At 51.6% G+C, this 22,494-nt stretch carries 27 protein-coding genes; 16 read left to right on the forward strand and 11 right to left on the reverse strand.

Annotated elements, in window-relative coordinates; translation table 11 throughout:
* Window positions 1-160: 160 nt before the first annotated feature.
* The 3 genes from ABXS88_RS14800 to ABXS88_RS14810 all read right to left on the reverse strand — a co-directional run bounded on the left by ABXS88_RS14800 (window position 161) and on the right by ABXS88_RS14810 (window position 4,968).
* Entirely contained in the window at window positions 161-1,834 is a 1,674-nt protein-coding gene (locus ABXS88_RS14800) for a GTP-binding protein (protein ID WP_353672816.1), read from the reverse strand.
* Between the two features lie 63 nt (window positions 1,835-1,897).
* Window positions 1,898-3,559, reverse strand: coding sequence for an ABC transporter ATP-binding protein (locus ABXS88_RS14805; RefSeq protein ID WP_353674831.1), 1,662 nt, complete (start codon window positions 3,557-3,559; stop codon window positions 1,898-1,900).
* Between the two features lie 146 nt (window positions 3,560-3,705).
* On the reverse strand, window positions 3,706-4,968 hold the full coding sequence (locus ABXS88_RS14810) for a lipid-A-disaccharide synthase (RefSeq protein ID WP_353672817.1): 1,263 nt from the start codon (window positions 4,966-4,968) through the stop codon (window positions 3,706-3,708).
* A 66-nt stretch (window positions 4,969-5,034) separates the two neighbouring features.
* Between ABXS88_RS14810 and ABXS88_RS14815 the strand changes: the two genes are divergently transcribed.
* Window positions 5,035-5,601 (forward strand): photosystem I assembly protein Ycf4, encoded by a 567-nt coding sequence (locus ABXS88_RS14815; protein WP_353672818.1) that lies wholly within the window; start codon window positions 5,035-5,037, stop codon window positions 5,599-5,601.
* A 44-nt stretch (window positions 5,602-5,645) separates the two neighbouring features.
* Window positions 5,646-6,389: a peptidylprolyl isomerase gene (locus tag ABXS88_RS14820; RefSeq protein WP_353672819.1), complete on the forward strand. Its 744-nt coding sequence runs from the start codon at window positions 5,646-5,648 to the stop codon at window positions 6,387-6,389.
* 63 nt (window positions 6,390-6,452) lie between these two features.
* On the opposite strand, the gene rpmF is transcribed toward ABXS88_RS14820, so the two are convergent.
* Entirely contained in the window at window positions 6,453-6,626 is a 174-nt protein-coding gene (gene rpmF / locus ABXS88_RS14825; RefSeq protein ID WP_353672820.1) for a 50S ribosomal protein L32, read from the reverse strand.
* A gap of 142 nt (window positions 6,627-6,768) precedes the next feature.
* Between rpmF and ABXS88_RS14830 the strand changes: the two genes are divergently transcribed.
* The 7 genes from ABXS88_RS14830 (at window position 6,769) to ABXS88_RS14860 (ending at window position 12,096) form a co-directional block, all read left to right on the forward strand.
* Window positions 6,769-7,728 carry a glycosyltransferase family 2 protein gene (locus ABXS88_RS14830; protein WP_353672821.1) on the forward strand — a complete coding sequence of 320 codons (960 nt, stop codon included), beginning with the start codon at window positions 6,769-6,771 and terminating at the stop codon, window positions 7,726-7,728.
* 16 nt (window positions 7,729-7,744) lie between these two features.
* Complete coding sequence (locus tag ABXS88_RS14835; protein ID WP_353672822.1) at window positions 7,745-9,034, forward strand: MFS transporter; 1,290 nt, start codon at window positions 7,745-7,747, stop codon at window positions 9,032-9,034.
* A 111-nt stretch (window positions 9,035-9,145) separates the two neighbouring features.
* Window positions 9,146-9,508: a photosynthetic/respiratory NAD(P)H-quinone oxidoreductase subunit C gene (gene ndhC / locus ABXS88_RS14840; RefSeq protein ID WP_353672823.1), complete on the forward strand. Its 363-nt coding sequence runs from the start codon at window positions 9,146-9,148 to the stop codon at window positions 9,506-9,508.
* Between the two features lie 53 nt (window positions 9,509-9,561).
* Window positions 9,562-10,314 (forward strand): photosynthetic/respiratory NAD(P)H-quinone oxidoreductase subunit K, encoded by a 753-nt coding sequence (gene ndhK / locus ABXS88_RS14845; RefSeq protein ID WP_353672824.1) that lies wholly within the window; start codon window positions 9,562-9,564, stop codon window positions 10,312-10,314.
* Window positions 10,307-10,837: an NAD(P)H-quinone oxidoreductase subunit J gene (locus ABXS88_RS14850; protein WP_353672825.1), complete on the forward strand. Its 531-nt coding sequence runs from the start codon at window positions 10,307-10,309 to the stop codon at window positions 10,835-10,837. The genes ndhK and ABXS88_RS14850 overlap by 8 nt, the downstream gene beginning before the upstream one ends.
* 140 nt (window positions 10,838-10,977) lie before the next feature.
* On the forward strand, window positions 10,978-11,706 hold the full coding sequence (locus ABXS88_RS14855) for a pyridoxine 5'-phosphate synthase (RefSeq protein WP_353672826.1): 729 nt from the start codon (window positions 10,978-10,980) through the stop codon (window positions 11,704-11,706).
* A gap of 60 nt (window positions 11,707-11,766) precedes the next feature.
* A complete protein-coding gene (locus tag ABXS88_RS14860) occupies window positions 11,767-12,096 on the forward strand; it encodes an MgPME-cyclase complex family protein (protein WP_353672827.1) in 330 nt (109 codons plus the stop codon).
* A gap of 38 nt (window positions 12,097-12,134) precedes the next feature.
* Here ABXS88_RS14860 and ABXS88_RS14865 read toward each other — a convergent pair whose 3' ends face one another.
* Genes ABXS88_RS14865 through ABXS88_RS14875 form a run of 3 tightly spaced genes read right to left on the reverse strand, consistent with a single transcriptional unit; the run spans window position 12,135 to window position 14,265 of the window.
* Window positions 12,135-12,374: a 2Fe-2S iron-sulfur cluster-binding protein gene (locus ABXS88_RS14865; RefSeq protein WP_353672828.1), complete on the reverse strand. Its 240-nt coding sequence runs from the start codon at window positions 12,372-12,374 to the stop codon at window positions 12,135-12,137.
* Entirely contained in the window at window positions 12,371-13,864 is a 1,494-nt protein-coding gene (cobQ, locus tag ABXS88_RS14870; protein ID WP_353672829.1) for a cobyric acid synthase CobQ, read from the reverse strand. The genes ABXS88_RS14865 and cobQ overlap by 4 nt, the downstream gene beginning before the upstream one ends.
* The gene (locus ABXS88_RS14875; RefSeq protein ID WP_353672830.1) at window positions 13,861-14,265 is read right to left on the reverse strand and encodes an Npun_F0494 family protein; all 405 of its coding nucleotides are present in this window, start codon (window positions 14,263-14,265) and stop codon (window positions 13,861-13,863) included. Before ABXS88_RS14875 ends, cobQ begins: the two co-directional genes overlap by 4 nt.
* 437 nt (window positions 14,266-14,702) lie before the next feature.
* Here ABXS88_RS14875 and ABXS88_RS14880 point away from each other — a divergent pair, with 437 nt between their 5' ends.
* From ABXS88_RS14880 to ABXS88_RS14910, 7 genes are all read left to right on the forward strand, one after another.
* Window positions 14,703-15,221 (forward strand): phycocyanin subunit beta, encoded by a 519-nt coding sequence (locus ABXS88_RS14880; RefSeq protein ID WP_353672831.1) that lies wholly within the window; start codon window positions 14,703-14,705, stop codon window positions 15,219-15,221.
* Window positions 15,222-15,324: 103 nt separating this feature from the next.
* Window positions 15,325-15,813, forward strand: coding sequence for a phycocyanin subunit alpha (cpcA, locus tag ABXS88_RS14885; RefSeq protein ID WP_353672832.1), 489 nt, complete (start codon window positions 15,325-15,327; stop codon window positions 15,811-15,813).
* Window positions 15,814-15,933: 120 nt separating this feature from the next.
* Window positions 15,934-16,752 (forward strand): phycobilisome linker polypeptide, encoded by an 819-nt coding sequence (locus ABXS88_RS14890; RefSeq protein ID WP_353672833.1) that lies wholly within the window; start codon window positions 15,934-15,936, stop codon window positions 16,750-16,752.
* A gap of 30 nt (window positions 16,753-16,782) precedes the next feature.
* Window positions 16,783-17,658 (forward strand): phycobilisome linker polypeptide, encoded by an 876-nt coding sequence (locus ABXS88_RS14895; protein ID WP_353672834.1) that lies wholly within the window; start codon window positions 16,783-16,785, stop codon window positions 17,656-17,658.
* A 128-nt stretch (window positions 17,659-17,786) separates the two neighbouring features.
* On the forward strand, window positions 17,787-18,044 hold the full coding sequence (locus ABXS88_RS14900; RefSeq protein ID WP_353672835.1) for a phycobilisome linker polypeptide: 258 nt from the start codon (window positions 17,787-17,789) through the stop codon (window positions 18,042-18,044).
* A 146-nt stretch (window positions 18,045-18,190) separates the two neighbouring features.
* Window positions 18,191-18,853, forward strand: coding sequence for a sigma-70 family RNA polymerase sigma factor (locus ABXS88_RS14905; protein ID WP_353672836.1), 663 nt, complete (start codon window positions 18,191-18,193; stop codon window positions 18,851-18,853).
* Window positions 18,854-18,958: 105 nt separating this feature from the next.
* Complete coding sequence (locus tag ABXS88_RS14910; RefSeq protein WP_353672837.1) at window positions 18,959-19,438, forward strand: hypothetical protein; 480 nt, start codon at window positions 18,959-18,961, stop codon at window positions 19,436-19,438.
* Here the strand turns inward: ABXS88_RS14910 and ABXS88_RS14915 are convergent.
* The 4 genes from ABXS88_RS14915 to ABXS88_RS14930 all read right to left on the reverse strand — a co-directional run bounded on the left by ABXS88_RS14915 (window position 19,386) and on the right by ABXS88_RS14930 (window position 22,178).
* Window positions 19,386-19,829 carry a gamma-glutamylcyclotransferase gene (locus ABXS88_RS14915; RefSeq protein WP_353672838.1) on the reverse strand — a complete coding sequence of 148 codons (444 nt, stop codon included), beginning with the start codon at window positions 19,827-19,829 and terminating at the stop codon, window positions 19,386-19,388. The genes ABXS88_RS14910 and ABXS88_RS14915 overlap by 53 nt on opposite strands.
* Before the next feature lie 18 nt (window positions 19,830-19,847).
* The gene (locus tag ABXS88_RS14920; protein ID WP_353672839.1) at window positions 19,848-20,669 is read right to left on the reverse strand and encodes a TIGR03943 family protein; all 822 of its coding nucleotides are present in this window, start codon (window positions 20,667-20,669) and stop codon (window positions 19,848-19,850) included.
* An 18-nt stretch (window positions 20,670-20,687) separates the two neighbouring features.
* Window positions 20,688-21,689 (reverse strand): permease, encoded by a 1,002-nt coding sequence (locus ABXS88_RS14925; protein WP_353672840.1) that lies wholly within the window; start codon window positions 21,687-21,689, stop codon window positions 20,688-20,690.
* Between the two features lie 66 nt (window positions 21,690-21,755).
* Window positions 21,756-22,178, reverse strand: a complete 423-nt coding sequence (locus tag ABXS88_RS14930) for a tetratricopeptide repeat protein (protein ID WP_353672841.1) — start codon at window positions 22,176-22,178, stop codon at window positions 21,756-21,758.
* Window positions 22,179-22,494: the final 316 nt, after the last annotated feature.

The raw sequence follows: 22,494 nt of genomic DNA on the forward strand, positions 1-22,494 counted from the left end.
AGAATAACTCAAGGTTGCCGCACTCATCAAAAAGGAGGGTGCTATTGTTCAGGCGATTTCCAAGAAAAAAGACCCTTCTTCAAGCCCCCTATCCCCCAAATTTAGGGGCAGAATGAGACTTTATAAATAGATTCTAAGGGCCGACTGAGACAGGCCTCATTTACCAATCATCCAGGTACTTGGGCGGCGTTTCCCAATCTGCATAGGGCCGGTCGGGAAGGGGGTTATCCTGGGGAATCAATTCCAGGGGAATTGGGGAAATCTGGGATAAATCCGGCAAAGGGGCCAGGGCCTCTTCTGGGGATGTCTCGGGAGTCAGGTTCCAGGTGTCACTCAAGGGCTGTACGACCTTAGCAATGGCTTCTTTGACAAAGGCTTGGATGAACTGATCCTTGCGACTAAGTTGAAATTGTTGCTGAACAACTTCGGTAATACCGCCATCGCCCCAATCCTGGTCTTGGCGAAAATATTGGATAAAACTCTTCCCGGCAATGCGAGTCAGGTAGGCGGCGGTGACAGCCTGAATTAATTTGCCTAGAAGATAGGTCGTCACCTGAAATTGCAGAACACTGGCCAATAATTCCACTGCTCCCTTAACAATGCCCAGGCTAACAAAGGTTTTACCGAGGGACAGGGCCAATTCCTTCCCCCGCTCACCATCCAGTTCGCAACCATAGACGCGGCCGATCTCCACCACCATTTGGGCATTGACCGCCGCGGTGGCCAGCATATCCAGCACCGGCAAAGGCGTCACCGCAATCACACCGGCCCCGACCCATTGATATCGGTCGATGATTTGGGTCGCTTCCCGACGACGTTGTTGGTCAATGAGTTGTCGGGCCGTTTCTCCTAGACGCTGGGATTGAAGCAGAACATTGTCGGCCATTAAATCCTCTGCATCGGCCCGAAGCACGGTGATCAAGCGTTTAACCAAGCTGTCAATTTCAGGATCGGGCTTAACCCTCAGGCCGGGTTGGATTTGAATATCCTGGGGACAGGCCGCAATGGCCAAGACATCTTCGGCAGGAATGAAGGGCTGAACCCGACGACGCAAAGTCGTTAGGAGCATATCTGTATCTTCCAGGGTGTAGAGGTCTTTTTTGTTGAAGATCAGCAGGGAACGCTTGCCAATGGCCGCCAGGGCCTGGAGCGGTTCGTATTCCGATTGGCGCAGGTCATTATCCACCACAAACAGCAGTAGGTCGGCCTCGGTGGCCAGTTGCCGGGCCTGTTTTTCTCGCTCCGTACCGGCAATACCCGCCTCTAAAATGCCTGGGGTATCGGTGATCACGATCTCCCGATTCAGGCCGGGCAGGGCCAGGGAATAGGTTTCACCAATTTGAGTCGTGCCCATGGTCGGCGCCACCCTACCGGCTCGATTACCGAGAAGAGCATTTACCAGGGAGGTTTTGCCCGCGGAGCCAGTGCCAAACACCACTAAATGCAGGCGGCCCCGCTGTAAATTGGCCTCAATGGCCTGGGACTTTTGCAAAAGGGCCTGTTTTGCCACTTCATCCTGGATTTGCTGGACTTGACGACGGATGGCCTGGAGATTGGTGGTAGCGGTCGCGGTTTTCTGCTCCGGCAGTTTGATGCGTCGTTGCTGGGCCTGTTTGGAGAGTTTGGGCCGGGTGGAGAGGTTGAAATAGTAAAAAAAAGCATAGATCAAGAGGCCCAATAACCCCAAGATCATCAGAATGAGGATATTGCCTAAAAAAGGAGACGTCCAGGCCACCTGGGCATAGAGGCGTAGGATCGCATCGATCAGCCAGATCACCAGGCCGAGGATAATGCTAAGACCGATAACAAGGGGAATGAGACGAGAGGGAGGCATCAGCCGGGGTCTTGTCCGTCAAGGATTTTTTTCAATTATGGCAGAGGGGACAAACGCTCTGATTCACTGGGCAAACTGTTGGGCATGGAAACGGGCATAGCGCCCCTGTTGGGCAATCAAGCTGTCATGGGTACCCATTTCGATGATTTTGCCCTGCTCTAGGACAATAATGCGGTGGGCTCGGCGCACGGTGGCCAGGCGATGGGCAATCACAAAGACCGTTCGTTCCTGGGTAATGCGGTCGAGGGCCTCCTGCACCAGGGCCTCGGATTCAGAGTCTAGGGCCGAAGTCGCTTCATCCAGAATGAGAATGGCTGGATTACGGAGAATGGCCCGCGCAATGGCAATGCGTTGACGTTGGCCCCCGGAGAGGTTAACCCCCCGCTCCCCGACGTAAGTATGGTAGCCCTGGGAGAGTTCCATAATAAAGTCGTGGGCGTTGGCCACCTTCGCCGCCGCTTCAATGGCCGCAAGATCTAAGTCAGTTTGACCAAAGGCAATATTTTCCGCAATCGTCCCCGAAAAAAGAATATTTTCCTGGGGCACCATGGCAATCTGGTTCCGCAGGCTTTTGAGGGTGATAGCTTGGACATCCTGTCCATCGATCAGAACTTTGCCACTGCTGGCGTTGTAGAGACGCATCAATAAATTGACCAGGGTACTCTTGCCGGCACCGGAGGCCCCGACGAGGGCAATCATTTCCCCGGGTTGGGCCGACAGATTAATCTCCTGCAAGACGAGCCGACCCGGTAGGTATTCAAACCCCACATTGTCATAAACGACGGCCCCCCTCATTTGGGGCAGATCGACAGCTTGAGGATGGTTTTGCACCGCAGGTTCTAGGGCCAGGAGTTCAAAAATCCGGTCAATGGAAGCTTCCCCTTGCTTAAAGAGATTGTAATCACTGGTGATATGGCTAATCGGGTCAATCAGCATGGCCACGGCGGTCACGTAGCTAATAAAGCCAATGCCTGTTAAGTTCCCCAAAGAAATTTGCCAGGCCGCTAAGCAGAACAAAAAAACCACAGCCATGGCTTCAAGGAAACCCACTACAACAAACTGCAGCGCCTTGACTTGCTCCGCAGAATATTGCGCCCGACGATGCTGGATCGCTTCTTCGCTAAACCGGCCCAATTGATAGTCCTCGGCAGCAAAGGCCTTGACCAGCCGTATCCCCGCAAAACTTTCAGTCAAGAGGGACGATAGGTTAGAAATGCGATTCTGACTACGACGGCTCAACTTCAGTAACTGCTCCCCAAAAAAGCCAATCAAGACCGCCATCAAGGGGGCCACCACCAACACCGCACAGGTCAAGGCCCAATTCAGCCAAAACATATAGCCAAAGACCACCACCAACTGCAACACCGAGGGCACAAAATCGTGGAAAAGTTTATTGATCACCTCACCAATGCGGTCAATATCCTCCGTCAGACGATAGGTCAAATCCCCCGTTTTAGCCTGTTCAAAATAACTCAAACTCAGCCGTTGCACATGGCTATAGACTCGACGGCGTAGGTCAAAGGCAATGGTCAGGGCCGCCTTGGCCATCAAAGAATCCTGGCCATACTGCGCGGCCCCCCGTATCAGAAAAATAGCCGCCGCCACTCCTGCTAGGGCCAAAATTGCTTGGACATTACCCTCACCAATGGACTTGGCCATGCGGCCCACCAGCCAAGCCAGGATCGGCCAAAAGACGGTAAAAACTAAAGTACAGAGAAAGGCCAGGCCAATGGTCTGGAGATGGGGGCGTAGGTAGGGGACGAGCCGCCAGTAGTGGGAACGCTGTTTCAAGGATCTGATCGGGGTTTAGAGCCTCCCGATCCTATCAGGTTTTATCAACGGCCCAAGGCGGTTAGCCCCGTAAAACGGCTTTAACGCAAACTATCCTGTGGCGTCCAACCCATTGATTGCATTTGTTCCAGAATCAGATCGACCAGGCCCTGGGTGGCGCCGGGCTGGCCCCGCACGGCCCTTAAATCCGCTCGAATGGCCTGTAATTTTTCAGGATGGGCCAACCAATCCACGACCAACCCAGCTACCTGCTGGGGCGTTAACTGGCCCACTAATTCCGGCACAATCTCCCGTTTTGCCCAGATATTGGGCCAGGCAAACCGTCGATTTTGACGGAGAATCAGAGCATTAATTCCCCGTGCCAAGAGTGACCCCAGGCCTGGCAATCGGGCCAACAGGCCCGGTAAACCATCCCAACTGCGCATAGCATCTAATTGTTGGGTCGGCAGGAGGACAACCATAGGAATGCCCAGGGCCCCCAACTGGGCGGTATTGGCACCGACGGTTGTGATGGCACAGGTCAGCTTGCCAAGTTCAGCATCGGCCGGAAATTGGGTCACGAGTTCAATCTCAAGGCCCCCAGTAGTTGTCAGGAAGGCACCGTGAATTTGACCCCCGACTTGCCCAAAATAAGCTGCGAGGGGATTGCGTTGGAGATCGGCGTAATTGGCCAGGGCCGGTAGATCGACTGTTGGCGCGACAAACAATTGAAAATAGCTATCTGGCCAGGCCTTTTTAATCTGTTCTGCGGTGGCTAAACATAGGGGAACCCCCTGGGCCAATTTACTGGCCTTGGAACCAGGTAACAGGCCAATCCGAACGTCTGATCCAGACTCCTGGGGAGGAGATTGATCCGGCCCGACATCAGCCATGAGATCGCCAATTACCTTTAACTTGTCTCGATACTTAGCGGGAACAGACTGACGAACCGATTCATTCATCACGCCAAAGGCATCGAGCCAACGATACCACCGAGCCTCCCATTCACCGTAAACAACAGTGCGATAGTCTAAACGACGGCCCGCCAGCAGAGTGTAAAACTGATCGCCGCCCAGAAAGACGACTACGCCTTGGGAATGCCAATCCCAATGGTCTCGGGTTTTGCCCCAGAGCAAAAAATCAAAAAAATACTGACTTTCCTGAACCCGGTCAATCTCGGGGTACCGACGGGCCACCTCCGCTTCTTTACCCATGGCGTGGGGACAGGGAGACAGCATCAGGGAGATGCGAACCCACGGCCGCTCTGCTCCCAGGATTTGGTGGAGGCGCTCCACCACGGGACGAACCCAGGTCATGACTTCACCAGGGCCATTGGACAAGATCAAAATATCAACGGGCGACATGGGTAGATTCGGGTACAATGCAGAGTGTTAATATTCTTCAGCTTTGCTTAAAAAAACAGGATTTCAATGAGTGGATCGACCGCAACTCAGTCTAACCGAGTTCTCCGCCAGACGGTTTTGGGGTCTCGCCGGTTGAGTAACTATTTTTGGGCTGTCATCTCCTCCATTGGGGGAATTGGCTTTCTTTTAGCCGGGCTTTCCAGTTATTTGGGCACCAACTTGTTACTGGTCAGCGACACCTCTAGCCTGCAATTTATTCCCCAGGGGGTTGCCCTCTCCTTCTATGGTGTGGCCGGCTCCCTCGTAGCTCTCTACCTCTGGCTAACGATGGCATTGAATGTGGGCGGGGGCTTCAATGAGTTTAACCACGAAACCGGAACGGTCACTATTTTCCGCTGGGGCTTTCCGGGAAAAAATCGCCGCATTGAACTCACTAGCCCCATTACAGATGTCCAAGCCGTTAGGGCCGAGATTAAAGAAGGCGTTAATCCCAAGCGGGCCCTGTATCTAAAGGTCAAACAGAAGCGGGATATTCCCCTCACCCGTGTGGGTCAGCCGATTTCCCTCTCCCAACTGGAAAATCAAGGGGCCGAACTGGCCCGTTTTCTAGGGGTTCCCCTCGAAGGGCTATAAGACAAAACCGATAGTCTGCACTCCGATCAAGTCATAACTAAGCAATGGTCAAATTTAAGCAAGGCTGGTGGCCCCTGGGCCTAGCAGTATTTTTGATACTAAATCTTGTCCTCGGGGCCTGCGAACAACCCCAGGCTACCTCTTCTCCAAACCCTACCCCCCTAACAACGGCTTCGGCCGATACCATCAATATGGATACCTACAAGCCTCGTTTAGATGGCAATGCCACGGTGGAAATGATCGTTAACGGCACACCAATTCTGATTGCAATTGATGGCAAAAATGCCCCCGTCACCGCTGGCAATTTTGTGGATCTGGTGGAAAGGGGTTTCTACAATGGCCTTAGCTTTCACCGGGTTGTTCGCGAACCCCAACCCTTTGTCGTTCAAGGGGGAGACCCCCTCGGCAATGGGACAGGCGGCTTCACCGACCCCGCCACGAAAAAGCCCCGCAATATTCCCCTGGAAATTAAACTGATTGATAAAGACCCGGAAAAACCGACCCCGCCAGTCTATGGCCAGGGCCTGGGGCAGCAATCCGGTTACCAAAATCCGCCGGTGGCTCTTCCCCACAAGCGGGGGGCGATTGCCATGGCCCGTTCCCAATCCCCCAATTCCGCCTCTTCCCAGTTCTACTTTGCCCTCTCCGATGACATTGGCTTTTTGGATGGCGACTACGCCGTTTTTGGCTATGTCACTAAAGGCATGGAGGCCATCGACAAAATTAAGCAAGGGGATAAGATTCAATCGGCAAAAGTCATTGCCGGTGCCGAAAATCTCAAAAAATAGCCTAAAAAACGAAGCCCCAACATCACGCAGTTGGGGTTTTGACTAACGGGGCCTGGAGCCAATCTACTCCTCGTCTTCGTCTTCATCCTCAGGAAAGACAAAGCTTTTGGAACGGCCGGTGAGAATGGATTTGCCGAGGGAAAGGGCCCGCTGGGCCTGCTTAGCGGCCTGCCGTCTCCAATGGGCGCGGCGCTGGTCTCTTTTGGCTTTAGAGGTTTTCTTCTTAGGGACTGCCATGGTACTGGACAAAAAGTTGACAACCTTTCTATTCTAGAGCGTTAGCCGAAAGATTGCACAGACGAATGCCCAGAAAGGGGAAAGTTGGCCCCCAGGCCCTACACTAGGGATGTTCTTCGCCCCACCGCCCGTTTACGAATTCATGACCAGCCCTTCTGCTATTGAGCTTTCTGTGGTGATTCCCATGTATAACGAAGGGTCAAGTCTGGAAAAGCTCTTTGAGCGATTACTCAAGGTTCTCGATGGCCTGGCCCTGGCCTATGAAGTGCTGTGCGTTAACGATGGTAGTCGAGACAATACACTAATGGAGTTGGTACGATACCACCAGCAAAATCCTGCCATTAAGGTCATTAACCTTTCCCGTAACTTTGGCAAGGAAATTGCCCTCTCTGCTGGGATTGATTTTGCCCAGGGCCAGGCCGTGATTCCCATTGATGCCGACCTCCAAGACCCTCCGGAACTGATTCCCGTCTTGATCCAGAAATGGCGCGAAGGCTTTGATGTCGTCTATGCCACCCGCCGCACCCGCCAGGGAGAAACCTGGTTTAAACGCAGAACCGCAGAGGCTTTTTACCAGACTATCGGTCGAATGACCCCCATCGGTATCCCGGCTAACACGGGGGATTTTCGCCTGATGAATCGTCCCGTGGTGGAGGCCCTGAAGCAGCTCCCCGAACGCACCCGCTTCATGAAGGGCCTGTTTGCCTGGGTGGGGTATCGTCAGACTTCCGTTTTATTTGACCGGGAGCCTCGATTTACAGGAAAAAGTAAGTGGAATTATTGGAAACTTTGGAATTTTGCCCTAGACGGTATTATTTCCTTTAGTTTAGTCCCCCTCAAAGTATGGAGCTACCTTGGTCTCTTAATTTCTTTGCTATCGCTCTTCTACGCCAGCTATCTCGTGTTGAGAACCATTGTTTTGGGGATTGATGTCCCCGGTTACGCCTCCTTGATGGTGGCGATTTTATTTCTGGGAGGCGTGCAGTTAATCAGTCTGGGGGTGATTGGAGAATACCTGGGCCGAGTTTACGAAGAAGTGAAGGCCCGTCCCCTCTACCTGGTTCGGGATACCTGGGGCCTTGATACAATAACGAAATCTTAATCAGAATTTTTGTTCTATGCTAGTCCGTCTATTCAAGGTGTTTGAAAGTCCGAAAATGGCGGCCTTAATTTTTTTAGGTTTTGCGTCCGGTCTTCCCCTCTTTCTCACGAGTCAAACCCTCCAGGCCTGGATGACGACGGAAAAGGTTGATCTAGCGGCCATTGGCCTCTTTAGTTTGGTAGCAACGCCTTATTCTTTTAAGTTTTTGTGGTCTCCCTTGTTGGACCGCTATGTTCCCCCCTTCTTGGGTCGGCGGCGGGGTTGGCTCCTCATTACCCAGTTGGGACTCATCCTGGCCATTGCTGCCATGGGGTTTCAAAATCCAAGGGACTCCCTGAATCTTTTGGCGGTGACGGCACTTTTTATCGCCTTTTTTAGCGCCACCCAGGATATTGCGGCCGATGCCTACCGCACGGATATTCTTGATCCACCGGAAATGGGAGCAGGAGTAGCGGTTTTTGTGTTGGGCTACCGGATAGCTCTATTGACGACGGGTTCTCTGGCCTTAATTTTGGCGGATCGGATGCCCTGGCCCCAGGTCTATTGGCTGATGGCGGGCCTGATGGTCATCGGCATGGTGGCGGCCTGGTTGGCTCCAGATCCGGAGGAGACTTTTCAGCCACCGGAGACCCTCTTTGCGGCTATAGTGGAACCCTTCCAGGATTTCTTCCAGCGCAAGGGCCTGGTCTCTGGGGCCATGATTCTCGTTTTCATCGTGCTATACAAACTCGGCGATGCCCTGGCGAATAATATGTCCACCCCGTTTTTGTTACAAACGGGTTTTAGCCAAACAGATATCGGGGCGATCAAGGGGGGCATGGGTCTAGTGGCGACGATTGTGGGAACCCTGGCCGGCGGGGCCTTCCTCAGCCGTCTAGGCATTAACCGCTCCCTCTGGCTTTTTGGCGGTTTTCAGGCGATTAGTAACTTGGCTTATCTTGTCCTGGCGAATCTGGGCAAAAACTACCCCTGGATGGTGTTGACTATTAATATTGAAAATTTTTGTGCGGGCCTAGGGACAGCGGCCTTTCTGGCTTTTTTTATGAGCCTTTGTAATCGACAATTTTCTGCAACCCAGTACGCTTTGCTCTCTAGTCTCTATGCCTTTAGCCAAAATATTTTAATTGCACCTGCTGGATTACTTGCGAAGTTGACGGGTTGGCCTTTATTTTTTGTGATCAGTTTTCTGGCCGCCCTTCCCGGTCTGGCCCTATTACCCGTCTTCGCTCCCTGGCAGGATAGATTAGAGCCAGAGGTTATCATTGAGCCGCGTCCCGGCTCTACAGATCCGGACTGTAACCCTTAACAAAATTCACCCAATAAGTTAGCAAAACGCCCTATAATATAAGCCAAATTTCATTGCCCTTTGAGTCCAAAAGACCTAAACTCAGAGGGATTGAATCTAGGGGGCATTGCTGTGTTTGTTTTAAATGGTTACGAATATTTTTTAGGGTTTCTTTTTATCTGCGGTTTAGTCCCCGTTCTGGCCCTGACGGCTTCCAAGCTTCTCCGCCCCAGTGGGGGAGGCCCTGAGCGACAAACGACCTATGAATCCGGCATGGAACCCATTGGCGGCGCTTGGATTCAATTCAACATCCGTTACTATATGTTTGCCCTGGTTTTCGTTGTCTTTGATGTAGAAACGGTGTTCTTGTATCCCTGGGCCGTTGCCTTCAATCAACTCGGCCTGTTAGCCTTTGTGGAGGCGCTGATCTTCATGGCCATCTTGGTGGTTGCCCTGGTCTACGCCTGGCGCAAAGGGGCCTTGGAATGGTCTTAAGTTTGCGGAATTTCACCTCTATTACTCCCCTCTACTGAACCCTTGATCGTCCTATGAGTCCCAGTCCTGTCAATCTCTCTACACCCGACTCTGCCTCGGCGGCCAAAATTCTCAATCCCATTAGTCGGGCCCAGGTTACCCAAGACCTCTCGGAAAACGTCATCCTGACCACTGTTGATGACCTCTACAATTGGGCCAAACTATCTAGCCTCTGGCCCCTGCTCTACGGGACTGCCTGTTGCTTTATTGAATTTGCGGCTCTGATTGGTTCTCGCTTTGACTTTGACCGCTTTGGCCTGGTACCCCGCTCTAGCCCCCGCCAAGCGGATTTGATCATTACCGCTGGCACCATCACCATGAAAATGGCCCCGGCTCTCGTGCGTTTGTACGAAGAAATGCCAGAACCGAAATACGTCATTGCCATGGGAGCCTGTACGATCACGGGAGGGATGTTTAGTAGCGACTCCACTACCGCCGTCCGGGGGGTTGACAAGTTAATTCCCGTGGATGTCTATATCCCTGGCTGCCCTCCCCGCCCCGAGGCTATTTTTGATGCCATTATCAAACTCCGTAAGAAAGTCGCCAACGAATCGATCCAGGAGCGGGCAACGGTGACGCAACAAACCCACCGCTACTACAGTACGCCCCACTCCCTCAAGTCGGTAGAGCCTATCCTGACCGGTAAGTATTTGCAGGAGCCAACCCGGCAAGCACCACCGCTTGAATTAACCGAGGCCATGGGCCTGCCCGTTCCCCCCGCCTTAGCAACCTCATTCCCCGCAAAGGAGCAAGTCAACCGTGGCTGAAGAACAATCTCTCCCTAATTCTCCGGAGGCAACCACTACCATCGTCCAGGCCGGCCCCGTATCCACTTGGTTAAGCGAGAACGGCTTTGCCCACGATAGCCTGGCGGTGGATCATTTAGGCGTCGAAATCCTGCGGGTCGAACCGGAACTCCTGCTGCCCCTGGCAACGGCCCTCTACGCCTACGGTTTCAACTACCTCCAATGCCAAGGGGCCTACGATGAAGGGCCCGGCCAAGCACTCGTCAGCTTTTACCATCTGATCAAGGTGGGAGATGATAGTCGTCACCCCGAGGAAGTGCGCCTCAAGGTTTTCTTGCCCCGCAACAATCCCCGACTCCCCTCGGTCTACTGGATCTGGCGAGGTGCCGATTGGCAGGAACGGGAATGCTACGACATGTTCGGCATTGTCTATGAGGGCCATCCCGGTCTGAAGCGCATTCTCATGCCTGAAGATTGGATTGGCTGGCCCCTGCGGAAGGACTATATTTCCCCCGATTTTTACGAACTCCAGGATGCCTATTAGGGCTTTTCTTCGTCGGTTCAACAAAAATTAAGATCATTTTGCTCCCCTCGCCCAGTAATTGGGAGAGGGGTTGGGGGTGAGGGCCAGAAAAGTTGCTTTCTTGAATGCCCCCTGTTTGTTGTGTTTAGGAGTTTTCTGCCGTGTTAACCTTGGGCGTCAATATCGATCATGTGGCCACCCTGCGTCAGGCCCGTCGCACCGTCGAACCCGATCCGGTCACAGCGGCCCTCCTGGCAGAATTAGCCGGGGCCGATGGCATTACGGCCCATCTACGGGAAGACCGTCGCCATATTCAAGAACGGGATATTCACCTGCTCCGGCAAACCGTGCGGACTCACCTCAATCTGGAAATGGCTGCAACCCCGGAAATGTTAGCTATTGCCCTGGCGGTCAAACCAGATTATGTCACCCTCGTCCCCGAAAAACGTGAGGAAGTGACCACCGAAGGGGGCCTAGATGTTGCAGGAAATCTAGAGCGTTTGCAACGAATGGTGTATGATCTCCAGTCGGCCAAAATTCCTGTTAGTCTCTTCATTGACCCCGAACCCCAACAGATTGAAGCGGCGGCGAAAGTCGAGGCCAAGTTCATTGAACTACACACGGGGCGTTATGCCGATGCCCCCACAGCAGAAGACCAGGCCCAGGAATTGGGCGCACTTCAGCAAAGTTGTGACCAGGCCCTGAGCTTAGGACTGCGCATTAATGCCGGTCATGGCCTCACCTACTGGAATGTCTATGATGTCGCCTGTTTACCAGGGGTCGAGGAACTCAATATTGGTCATAGCATTATTAGCCGGGCTGTCTTAGTGGGCCTAGAACGAGCGGTAAGGGAAATGAAACTCGCCATGCTGGGTCAAGTCGCTCCCTGAGGCATGGTAGCCTGTATAGTTGGGGTTTCCCTGATTACAAATACTGATACTCAATGCGTTATGGCAACTTACTACTACGTCCTGGCGAGTCAACGATTTTTGCTTGAAGAAGAACCCTTTGAGGAAGTCCTGAAGGAACGGACGCGGGACTATCAAGAAAAAAATAAAGAAATTGATTTTTGGCTTGTTAAACAACCGGCTTTTCTAGCAGCTCCGGAAATGCAGGCCCTCAAGGCCCAAGTTCCCCCCCAGAACGTGGCGGTGATCTCCACCAATAAATCCTTTATTGTCTGGCTAAAATTACGCCTAGAGTATGTACTCACTGGCGAATTCCAGGCCCCTTCGGCCAGTATTCCCGACCCTCTGGCGTCCCTAGAAGCCGTTGCCTAAGGGCCTGGGTTAGAAAAAATCCCCTTACCCCGACCTGTTTACCAAACGGGGTCGCTGTAGAGCGTAATTTCCAGGGTTTTGACTCCGATAGGGACAGCGCTAAGGCAAGCACAAACAGGGGTGCCATCCCCCAACTCTACTTCACAGGCATGGCACGACCCCATTAAACAACCAGTGGGGATAAATACGCCGGCCCGTTCCGCCACGGTTAGCAGGGGTTCTCCCACTTCTGCTTCGATCTGGATGTCATCAGGTAAAAAATGAACCGTCACGGTCATGGGGTCTTCGTCTCCAAATAGCTCAAAATAGGGTCGAGGTTTAGGTACTGGGCCAGCAATTCTGCCACTTGGTCAAGAATTTTCTCCCGCTGTTGGGCATAGTTGTCTACTACCAGGGGAAGAAGGCCTAGGCCCCGCCGTTGTCGGAGTTGATTCAGCCAGGCCCGTCGCCAGGGGCCATGATCAAACAGCCCGTGGAGATAGCTTCCCCAGCAGGTCTGCTCAGCATTGACCAGGCCAAGGTCTTGATCTTGAAATAAGGGAAAGAAGTCTGGAACTGACGAATCTACTTCCGTCAGGCCTTGGTGAATTTCGTAGCCCGTAACCCTAAACCCTGGAACAGGATAGTGGGCCAGAGCCTGGCGCTGTTGGGTGAGTTTTGTCCCTTGCAGTTGGGTTCGGAGCGGCAATAGCTTTAACCCGGCAACTGCTCGTAGCTCGCCCTCCTGGCCGCTGGGGTCGGTCACGACCTCCCCTAGCATTTGGTAGCCACCGCAGAGGCCTAGAACCGTGCCGCCCTGGGCTGCATAGGCCTGAATTTCTTGGGCCATGCCGCTGTGGTGCAGGGCCTGAAGATCCGCCAGGGTGGTTTTAGAACCGGGTAGAATCACCGCATCCAGGTTGCCGAGGGATTGCTCCAGTCCAATAAACTCAGTACAGACGTTAATTTCTGAGGTGAGAGGATCAAAATCGGTAAAATTGGCGATGCGAGGTAAGCGAATAATGCCGATCCTTAGGTCATCAGGGCCCGGCCGGGAGGGCCGTTCTAATAGGGACAAGGAATCCTCCGCCGGAAAGGCAATGTCACTGTAGGGCAAGACGCCCAAAACGGGGATTCCCGTGTAGCTTTCTAGCCATTCAATCCCCGAATCCAACAAAGAGCGCTGGCCCCGAAATTTGTTGATCACAATGCCCTTAATCAAGGCCCGCTCCTCTGGCTCTAGCAGGGCCAAGGTTCCCACCACATGGGCAAAGGCTCCGCCTCGGTCAATATCCACCACCAGTAGAGTCCAGGCCTGGAGATGGCTGGCCACCCGCATATTGGTCAGGTCGCGGTGCTTGAGATTAATTTCTGCGGGACTGCCGGCCCCTTCACAGACAATGACTTCAAAGGTTTTCTGCAAAAGCGCTAGGGATTCGGTAATCGCTTGCCAACCCCGCTGAAAATATTGCTGGTAGTAGTCACTGGCCCGAGTGACGCCAACGGCTTCCCCCCGCAAAATTACTTGGGAAGTCATGTCTCCCTGGGGTTTGAGCAAAATCGGATTCATGGCTCCCAGCGGTTCGGTTTTGGCTGCCCAAGCTTGCACTGCCTGGGCATGGCCCATTTCCTTGCCTTCGGCGGTGACGTAGGCATTCAGGGCCATATTTTGGCCTTTAAAGGGAGCAACCCGGTAACCCTGCTGAGCCAAAAGACGGCAAAGAGCCGTGGTTACCAGGGATTTTCCGGCATGGGAGGTCGTTCCCACCACCATTACGGCTTTGCTCATAGCGAGAAGGAAAACCAACGACGGAGCTGGTTTTGCAGTCGTTCCCACCAAATCGGCTGGGGCCAGCTCTGGCCTTGGCCCTGCCATTGGGACTGGATTTGTTTCCCCAGCGGGGTGAGGCGAAACTGGTCGGTAATGCCTTGCCCATCTACCTCCCGGCGCAGTAGGCCCACTTGGATCAACCACATAAATTCCCGTTCAACCCGCCCCTCTCCCAAGGCCTGGGCAACATATCCCTGTTGCAGTCCCGCTTTCCCTGCAATGGCACTGAGGGGAATACTTTGGCTATCCATGGCGACTAGCAGGGGTAAACGAAACGGAGAACAACGCAGGGCCCGTTCTGCTCGTTGTCGAGCCGCTGCTGAATAGACCAAGGAAAAGTCAGCACGAGTTGAGGTCATAGGAGCCCAAAGGTGAAAGAATAGCTAACAATCCTTTATTGTAAACACTTCCCCTAGTTACAGAAATTTAAACGACTAGAGCGGGAACTGAGAGGACTGTTTTCTCAGATTGTTCGCAACATTTCGTTACAAAAAAACAGGAAAAATTTTAACAAGACGTAACAGACAGAAGTCCCACTGGCGTTGTATAAAATATTACTGAGGGAAGTCAAGGTTGCCTAAAGCTTACAAAGAGCTAGCTCCATCACCCCTTAGGGTAAATGAAATCGCTCTAGTGCTTTTTCTCAGATTTCTCGGTGATTATGCCTGAAAACTCAGAAAAGCAGTCAAGCTAGTACCGCGTTCTTCCCTAGGTTGTTTCATCAACCTGTCCCTAGGTTTTAGGGAATCGCAAATCTGAAATCCCAACTCAACTCAGTCAAGTAGGAGATTAATCAATGTTTGACGTATTCACTCGGGTTGTATCCCAAGCTGATGCTCGTGGCGAGTATCTTTCCAATTCTCAACTGGACGCCCTCACTTCTACCGTTGGTGAAGGTTTAAAACGTATTGATTGCGTTAACCGCATGACCGGTAGTGCCTCTGCCATTGTTTCCAACGCTGCTCGCGCCCTGTTTGCTGAACAGCCCCAACTCATCCAACCCGGTGGAAACGCTTACACCCATCGCCGTATGGCTGCTTGCTTACGTGACATGGACATCATCCTCCGCTATGTTACCTACGCAACCTTTACCGGTGATGCTTCCGTTCTCGAAGACCGTTGCTTAAATGGTCTCCGTGAAACCTATGTTGCTCTGGGTGTTCCCGGTGCTTCCGTTGCTGCTGGCGTTCAAAAAATGAAAGAAGCTGCCCTGGATATCGTTAACGATCCCAATGGCATTACCCGCGGTGATTGCAGTGCGCTAGTTGCTGAAATCGCTGGTTACTTCGACCGCGCCGCTGCTGCTGTTGCCTAGTCTTGGCCTTTATATCTGCCAATTAGGTTAAGAGTCTTTAACTTAAATACTCACCATTCCATATCTAGGAAACTTTTCAAATTAAACGGGAGATACCAGAACTATGAAAACCCCCTTGACCGAAGCCGTCGCTACCGCTGATTCCCAAGGCCGCTACTTGAGCGCCACCGAACTGCAAGTTGCTTTTGGTCGTCTGCGCCAAGCCAACTCCGGTATTCAAGCTGCTAAAGCGTTAAGTGCTAATGCTCAAAGCTTGGTTAACGGTGCTGCCCAAGCTGTTTACAACAAGTTCCCCTACACCACCCAAATGCAAGGTGCTAACTTTGCCGCTGACCAACGTGGCAAAGACAAATGTGCTCGTGACATCGGTTACTACCTCCGCATTATCACCTACTGCTTGGTTGCTGGTGGAACTGGCCCCCTCGATGAGTACCTCATCGCTGGTCTTGATGAAATCAACCGCACCTTCGACCTCTCTCCCAGCTGGTACGTTGAAGCTTTGAAATATATCAAAGCCAACCATGGTCTGAGCGGAGATGCTCGTGATGAAGCCAATTCCTACATTGACTATGCTATCAATGCCCTAAGCTAGTCATCTTGAGTTAACAATGACCTGGAAAGGCGGAGGGCTGTTGACAACTTGTTAGCAATCTTCCGACTCTCCAGGTCTTGCTGTATCTATGTTGATCTATAACAAAGGAGACTTAATCTAGTGGGAATTACAATTGCAGCGTCCCGACTGGGGGTCGAACCCTACGCCAATGCCAGTCCAATCGAACTCCGTCCTGATTTCAGCCAAGATGATGCCACTGCGGTAATTCGCGCAGTTTATCGTCAAGTGTTAGGCCATGATTATGTCATGGAATCTGAGCGACTCAAAGGTGCAGAATCTTTGCTCCGTAACGGCTCTATCAGTGTACGGGATTTTGTTCGTACGGTTGCGCAATCTGAACTCTACAAAGGAAAGTTTTTTTATAACAATTTCCAAACCAGAGTGATTGAACTGAATTATAAGCATCTGCTGGGTCGTCCTCCCTACGATGAGTCGGAAGTAATCTTTCATTTAGACCTTTACGAAAATGAAGGATTTGAGGCTGATATCGATTCCTATATTGATTCGGTAGAATATCAAGAAAATTTTGGGGAAAACATTGTTCCCTACTACCGTTTTAATAATCAAATTGGTGATCGTACCGTCGGTTTTACCCGTATGTTCCGCCTATATCGCGGTTATGCCAATAGCGATCGCGCCCAAAGCAATGGTGGGAAAGCCAAGTTAACACGGGAATTAGCCCAGAATAGTGTTTCTCCTGTTTATATTGGTTCGACAGGGGATTGCTTGCACGGCACTTCGGCGGGGAGCCGCAATCAGTTCTATCGCTTACGGGTGATCCAAGGTGCCGTAGCTGGTCGAACCACTCGTGTTCGCCGTAGTAGTACGGAAGTGATTGTCTCCTACGAGCAATTATCCAACCAGTTGCAGCAAATTAATCGGCAGGGTGGTACTATTGTTAGTATCACCCCGGCATAATGAAATTTAAACGGCAAGGAGAATTTATCAGTGGCTATTACAGTTGCAGCTTCCAGACTGGGAATTGAACCCTATAACAACGCGAGCCCAACCGAACTACGTCCTGATTTTACCCAGGATGATGCCAAGGCGGTAATCCGTGCGGTCTATCGCCAGGTATTGGGTAATGATTATGTGATGGAATCAGAGCGGCTTAAAGGTGCAGAATCGTTACTTTGTAATGGTTCTATTAGCGTCCGCGAGTTTGTTCGTACTGTTGCCAAGTCCGAATTGTATAAAAAGAAATTTTTCTACAACAATTTTCAGACGCGGGTTATCGAACTCAATTACAAGCATCTGTTGGGCCGAGCTCCCTACGATGAGTCGGAAGTAATCTTTCATTTAGACCTTTACGAAAATAAAGGTTTTGATGCTGAAATTGATTCCTACATTGATTCGGTAGAATATCAAGACAATTTTGGGGAAAATATCGTTCCCTACTACCGTTTCAACAATCAAGTTGGAGACCGGACGGTGGGCTTTACCCGGATCTTCCGCCTGTACCGGGGCTATGCCAATAGTGACCGGGCCCAGCTAGAGCGGAACGATACTCGTTTGGCGACGGAACTGGCCCAAAATAGTGTCTCCGCCATTGTTGGCCCCAGTGGTAGCAATGTGGGTTGGGCTTATCGTCCTTCCAAAGCGGGGGTTACTCCCGCCAAGGCTCTGGGCGGTACCGTTCCCTACGGGAATGTCCGGAAACTCTTCCGCGTGGAAATTGCGGCCATTAGCGCCCCTGGCTATCCGAAGGTTCGCCGGAGCAATAAAGCCGTTATTGTTCCCCTAGAACAATTGAATAATACTCTCCAGCAAATTCATCGTCTGGGGGGCAAGGTAGCCAGCATTACCCCGGCTAGCTTGAATTAAACGGAAGTCCAGTCTCGGAGCTTCTTCCCTAATCTCGGAAAATTAACCGAGACTAGTGGAGGAAGTCTCCTTTTCAGGGGCTTTCAGAGGTATCTGCTTTCGCTTTAGTTAGGAGACAGTTAATCAATATGTTAGGTCAATCTGCACTGGTCGGTTATTCCAATGCGGCATCCGCCAATCGCGTTTTTGTTTACGAAGTGAGTGGCCTGCGTCAAACGGAAGCCAGCGAGAATAATTCCTACGATATTCGCCGGAGTGGTAGTGTCTTTATCAAGGTTCCCTACGCTCGTATGAATGAGGAAATGCGTCGGATTACCCGTCTTGGGGGAACGATTGTAAGCATCAAACCTTATTCATCTCAAGCTGAGAATGCTGACAATAACTAGGGTTTAGGCCGCGAGAGAAGTCATGGTAAGGGTAGAGAAAGATTCTCTACCTTTTTTGCGTGAATTTTTGTGCTAACAAGCGGCCGTTTCAGGAACTTTTTGCGCTATCCTGACCTCAAATGACCTGAGTGAGGAGCTATAGTCTGATGGATAAATCAATTCGCCCTGCTGACCTCGGGGCCTTGCTTCGAGACGACAAGGGTTCTCAGTTTTCCTGTGGCCTAGACCGCCTATCCAACTACGACTTAATTCTGCGCTGTCAAGCCCAAGCTTATCCAGATAATTCCGCCTTTGATGAATTATTACGACGTTATCAATCCCACGTGGATAAGATTTTGTATCATTTAGCACCAGATTGGCAAGACCGGGCTGACCTGGCCCAGGAGGTTTGGATTCGAGTATATCGAAACATCAAACGTCTCCAGGAGCCGGTAAAGTTTAAGGGCTGGTTGAGCCGTATTGCCACCAATTTGTTCTACGACGAATTGCGTAAACGCAAGCGAGTCAGTCATCCTATTTCCTTAGATGCACCCCGGCGCGTAGAGGATGGTGAAGTAGATTGGGATATTGTCTCTGACTACCCCAGCCCAGATGACACTTTGACGACGGCAGAGTTCTACGAAAGTCTGCAAGCAGCGATTGCAGATCTGCCCACAGCCTTTCGGACAACCATTATTTTGCGAGAAATTGATGGCCTACCCTATGAGGAAATTGCAGAAATGACGGGAGTTTCCCTCGGAACTGTTAAATCACGCATTGCCCGAGCCCGAGCTAAACTCCAATCTGTTTTGCAATCCTACCTGAGTTAGGTACCGGCTGACCGATTTCCTCTGTGAGGAGTCCCCTGATCTGATATTGAGTGCCATTCACAGCCGAAATTGTTATGGTTACGGCTCAGTCTTTCATAGAGGTCAATGATGACACAACCGTTTCCCGATTTACCCGACTCCTCCAACGAGGTTTCTTCTGTTCATTTCCATCCCGCTGACCGGTTTCAATTACTCAGTGCTTATCTTGATAGAGAAGTGACGGCCCAGGAACATCGTCAGGTACAGATGTGGATTGATACAGATCCCCAGTTTAAACAGGCCTATCTCAATCTATTACGCCTGCAACAGGCCATGCCGCAACTCCCAGGGCCTCCTCCGTCTATTTCAGCGGCGGAACTATCGCAACGGGTCTTCACCCAGATTGCCCAGGAAAATCGTTATCAACAGTGCTGGCGTTGGGGAAGCATTGCCGTAGCAGTGGGTTTGGGAGTGGTAACCTCTCTCTGCTGGGGGCCAGTTAGAAGCTTCCTGCCAGGCCCTCAACAGGCCCAGAGAGAGACACCAGAGTCCCTCATGATTGCCCTGAATCAACCTTTGTTTGATGTTCCAACGGAAACTCATTAGGAGACCATTGGCCTCCCGGAAGATAGTCTCCTTGGTAAGCCTGAATACGCGCCATCTCCATTTGGTACAGCCAAACTAATCCGAGGGAATCCCCCTGCATGTCGTAGACGACTTGCCGAATGCGATTATACTCATTGTCCTGGGGGCCGCGTCGGGACTGGTAGTCCTCTAGCTGGTCGAGGGCCACCAAAATATGATCATCGGTAAAGCTAAGGCAATAGCCATAAACGCGATCATTGCCAACGGCCAAGGCGGGATAGCCTAGATTTAAGTGATACAGTCGGCCCTGAGTATAAGCCGGAATAGCCGCTGTCACATGCCCAGTGCAGTAGCGTTGATAGTTGATTTCCCCTGGCTTTAGGGTTCCGTAGACAAATACCCGGAGGCTCATCGCTTTTTACTTTTCTAATTAGTAACTATAGGGGTCGGCCGGTGTGGGAATCGGTTTAACGGCATCGGCGACTAAAACTAATTGGCGCTTTTTTTCTTGAGTAGTTTCCCCCGTTTGATGATGGAGTGGCAGGGTTTCCGTGGCCATCGTCCCCTCAATCTCTAGCCAACTATCTTGGGGATACTGCTGACGGTCTCCCGGTAATTTAACCGGCAATCCCACCGGATAAGCATCCACTGCGCAACAGGTGAGGATAAAACGACTAATGAGCAAGTAATTATTCGGTAAATCGGGAGAATAAACCACAAACCCCTGGACTTTGGCCTTTTGACCTTGATAAGCATCCGGTTCAGGATAGCTATTCAGCGTGCGAATCCAATCCACTAAGCTCCGCTCTTCTGGCTTAACTTGACTGACAAAGCTGGCCGCTTCTAGTTGAGTTGCTGGCAAGGTATTACTGATACCCCGTTGTAGGGCCATTTGACTGGTAAAAACGGTGGGAGGAATGGCCAACCCCAAAAGTGCCGTCAGCAGAAGCAGACCACTTCCAACGCCGAGGGGAAGGAGAGTCAGGTGGGTAACGCTGTCATTGGCTTCAGTACCCGGGGAACGACGTAACCCGCGCTTGAGACTGAGAGCCAGGCGACTCCCCCCCAGCAAGACCAGAATGAGACCCGTGATCGTAACCAAGCCAAAGTAGTTGGGGTGGATGAGGAGTTGTAATTCTCCACGGAAGGAGTATGTCAGTAGCAGAATACCCCAGGCCAGAATACCCAGGCCGTCCAAGCCAGAAAACCAGAGGGCACGGGGAATACGGTGAAAAAAGGAGGAAGCGGTCATTGCACACCAGGAATGCTTCTAGAACAAATAACTATAGGCCAGACTCAGCAAAAAAGTGAGTTGGGCGGCCAGCACTAAAAGATAGACTAAAATACGGCCCTGAAAGATAGACAGCATTAGACTAATACTTTTAATATCAATCATCGGCCCAAAAACCAGAAAGGCCAGCAGGGAACTGCTCGTAAACGTGGTTGCAAAGGAAAGCGCAAAAAACGAATCCACTGTTGAACAGACGGAGACAATCGCGGCCAACATCATCATGGCCAGAATCGAGGTCAGCGTACCCTGGCCGAGTAGTAAAACGTACTCCCGAGGGACAAAGCCTTGGATACCAGCGGCAATCAAACTACCAATAATTAACATACCGCCGAGTTCGCGGAGTTCCTGCACCACATTGTCACAAAATAACTGCCAGCGTTGGGGGGCCTGGGGAGGCAGAAGCAGAGATTCGTCCAAACGAAGGGGTTGGCCCGGTTGGCCTAGTAGAAAAGTACCGGACTGGAGCAAGGGCGAGGCGGCTGCAGAAGAAGCCAAAGGAGCCGACAGGGCTTGGCGAGGAACAGCAACCCGTTTAAGCAGGAGAGGATTTAGAAGCGGTTGGGGGTCTTTTTGCAGACTGAACAGGCAACTGATCACTAAGGTAATCAGTAACGAGCACACCACTCGGGCCACCACCAGACTGGGTTGGTCTCGGAAGGCAACCCAAGTTGACCAGATGACGATGGGATTGAGGGTCGGGGCGGATAATAAAAACGCAACGGCGACAGAAGTCGGCAGGCCCTGGATCAGAAAACGTCGGGCCACCGGTACATTGCCACATTCACAGACCGGAAAGAGGAAACCCATTAAGCTCCCTGCCAAGGCCCCCAGGAAAGGATGACGCGGCAGGGCCTGAATCAGTTTTTTATCATCACTGAAGACGAGCAACACACTGGAGAGAATGACCCCAAGAGTCAGAAAGGGCAAGGCCTCAACGAATAAGCTCAGGAAGATGGTAAAAGCTTGGTGCAGTTGTGTCATGGCAAAGAGGGCAATTAACCGAGACTAAAGCCAGACCTAGCGCTAAACGCAGGCCACTATAGCCTATTACTTCGGTTTTGTATTGGCTGGGGAAGCGGGAATGGTGGACGCCTTCTCTTGGAGGGCAACCTGTTGTTTGATAGCGGTTAGTAATTGTTTTAACTGGGTTTGTTCGGGGTAGAGTTTCACCAGTTTTTCCATGGGAGCAATGGCCCCTTTGAGGTCATTCATCTGGAGACGGGTCTCCACCAGGCCCTGGAGAGCGCTAGGATTGTTGGGCTCCCGAGCCAAGACTTTTTCGTAGCCTTCGGCTAACTTTTTTAGTTGCTCCGGATTGGCCTTGGATGAGGCTTGCTCACTCGTCGGCGGCGCTGCTCGGAAGAGGGGCATAAGGGGAATCACCATCATGCCCAAGAAGGCTAACCCAGAGCCAATGATAAAAATCTTTTGTAAAACCTTAAGTGTTTTTTTTGAGCTGGAATCTGCCATGGGGAAATTGAAAAACAGAGCAAGGCCTTGTTCAAATTAGGCCATCGCAAGGGCTACCCCACCATAGCATTTCCCGGTTCGGTCAGAGGGTTCCTGGAAGCAGTGCGCAAGAACTAAATAGAGCGATTGATTTAGCGAATACCTTCTCTAATTTAAATTGCCAATAATTTTATACTCTGAAGTTTTTGCAGGGATACTGCTTTAGGATGCTCACGCTGCATACAAAGACACGAGTTTGCAAAAGAGGTTAGGATAAACTAGAGGTTGCATTGAGAAAAGGAGAAAAATGCAATGTCCAGGGTATGGAAATCCAAAA

The organism is Synechocystis sp. LKSZ1 (assembly GCF_040436315.1).
In the GTDB taxonomy this organism is placed as follows: domain Bacteria; phylum Cyanobacteriota; class Cyanobacteriia; order Cyanobacteriales; family Microcystaceae; genus Synechocystis.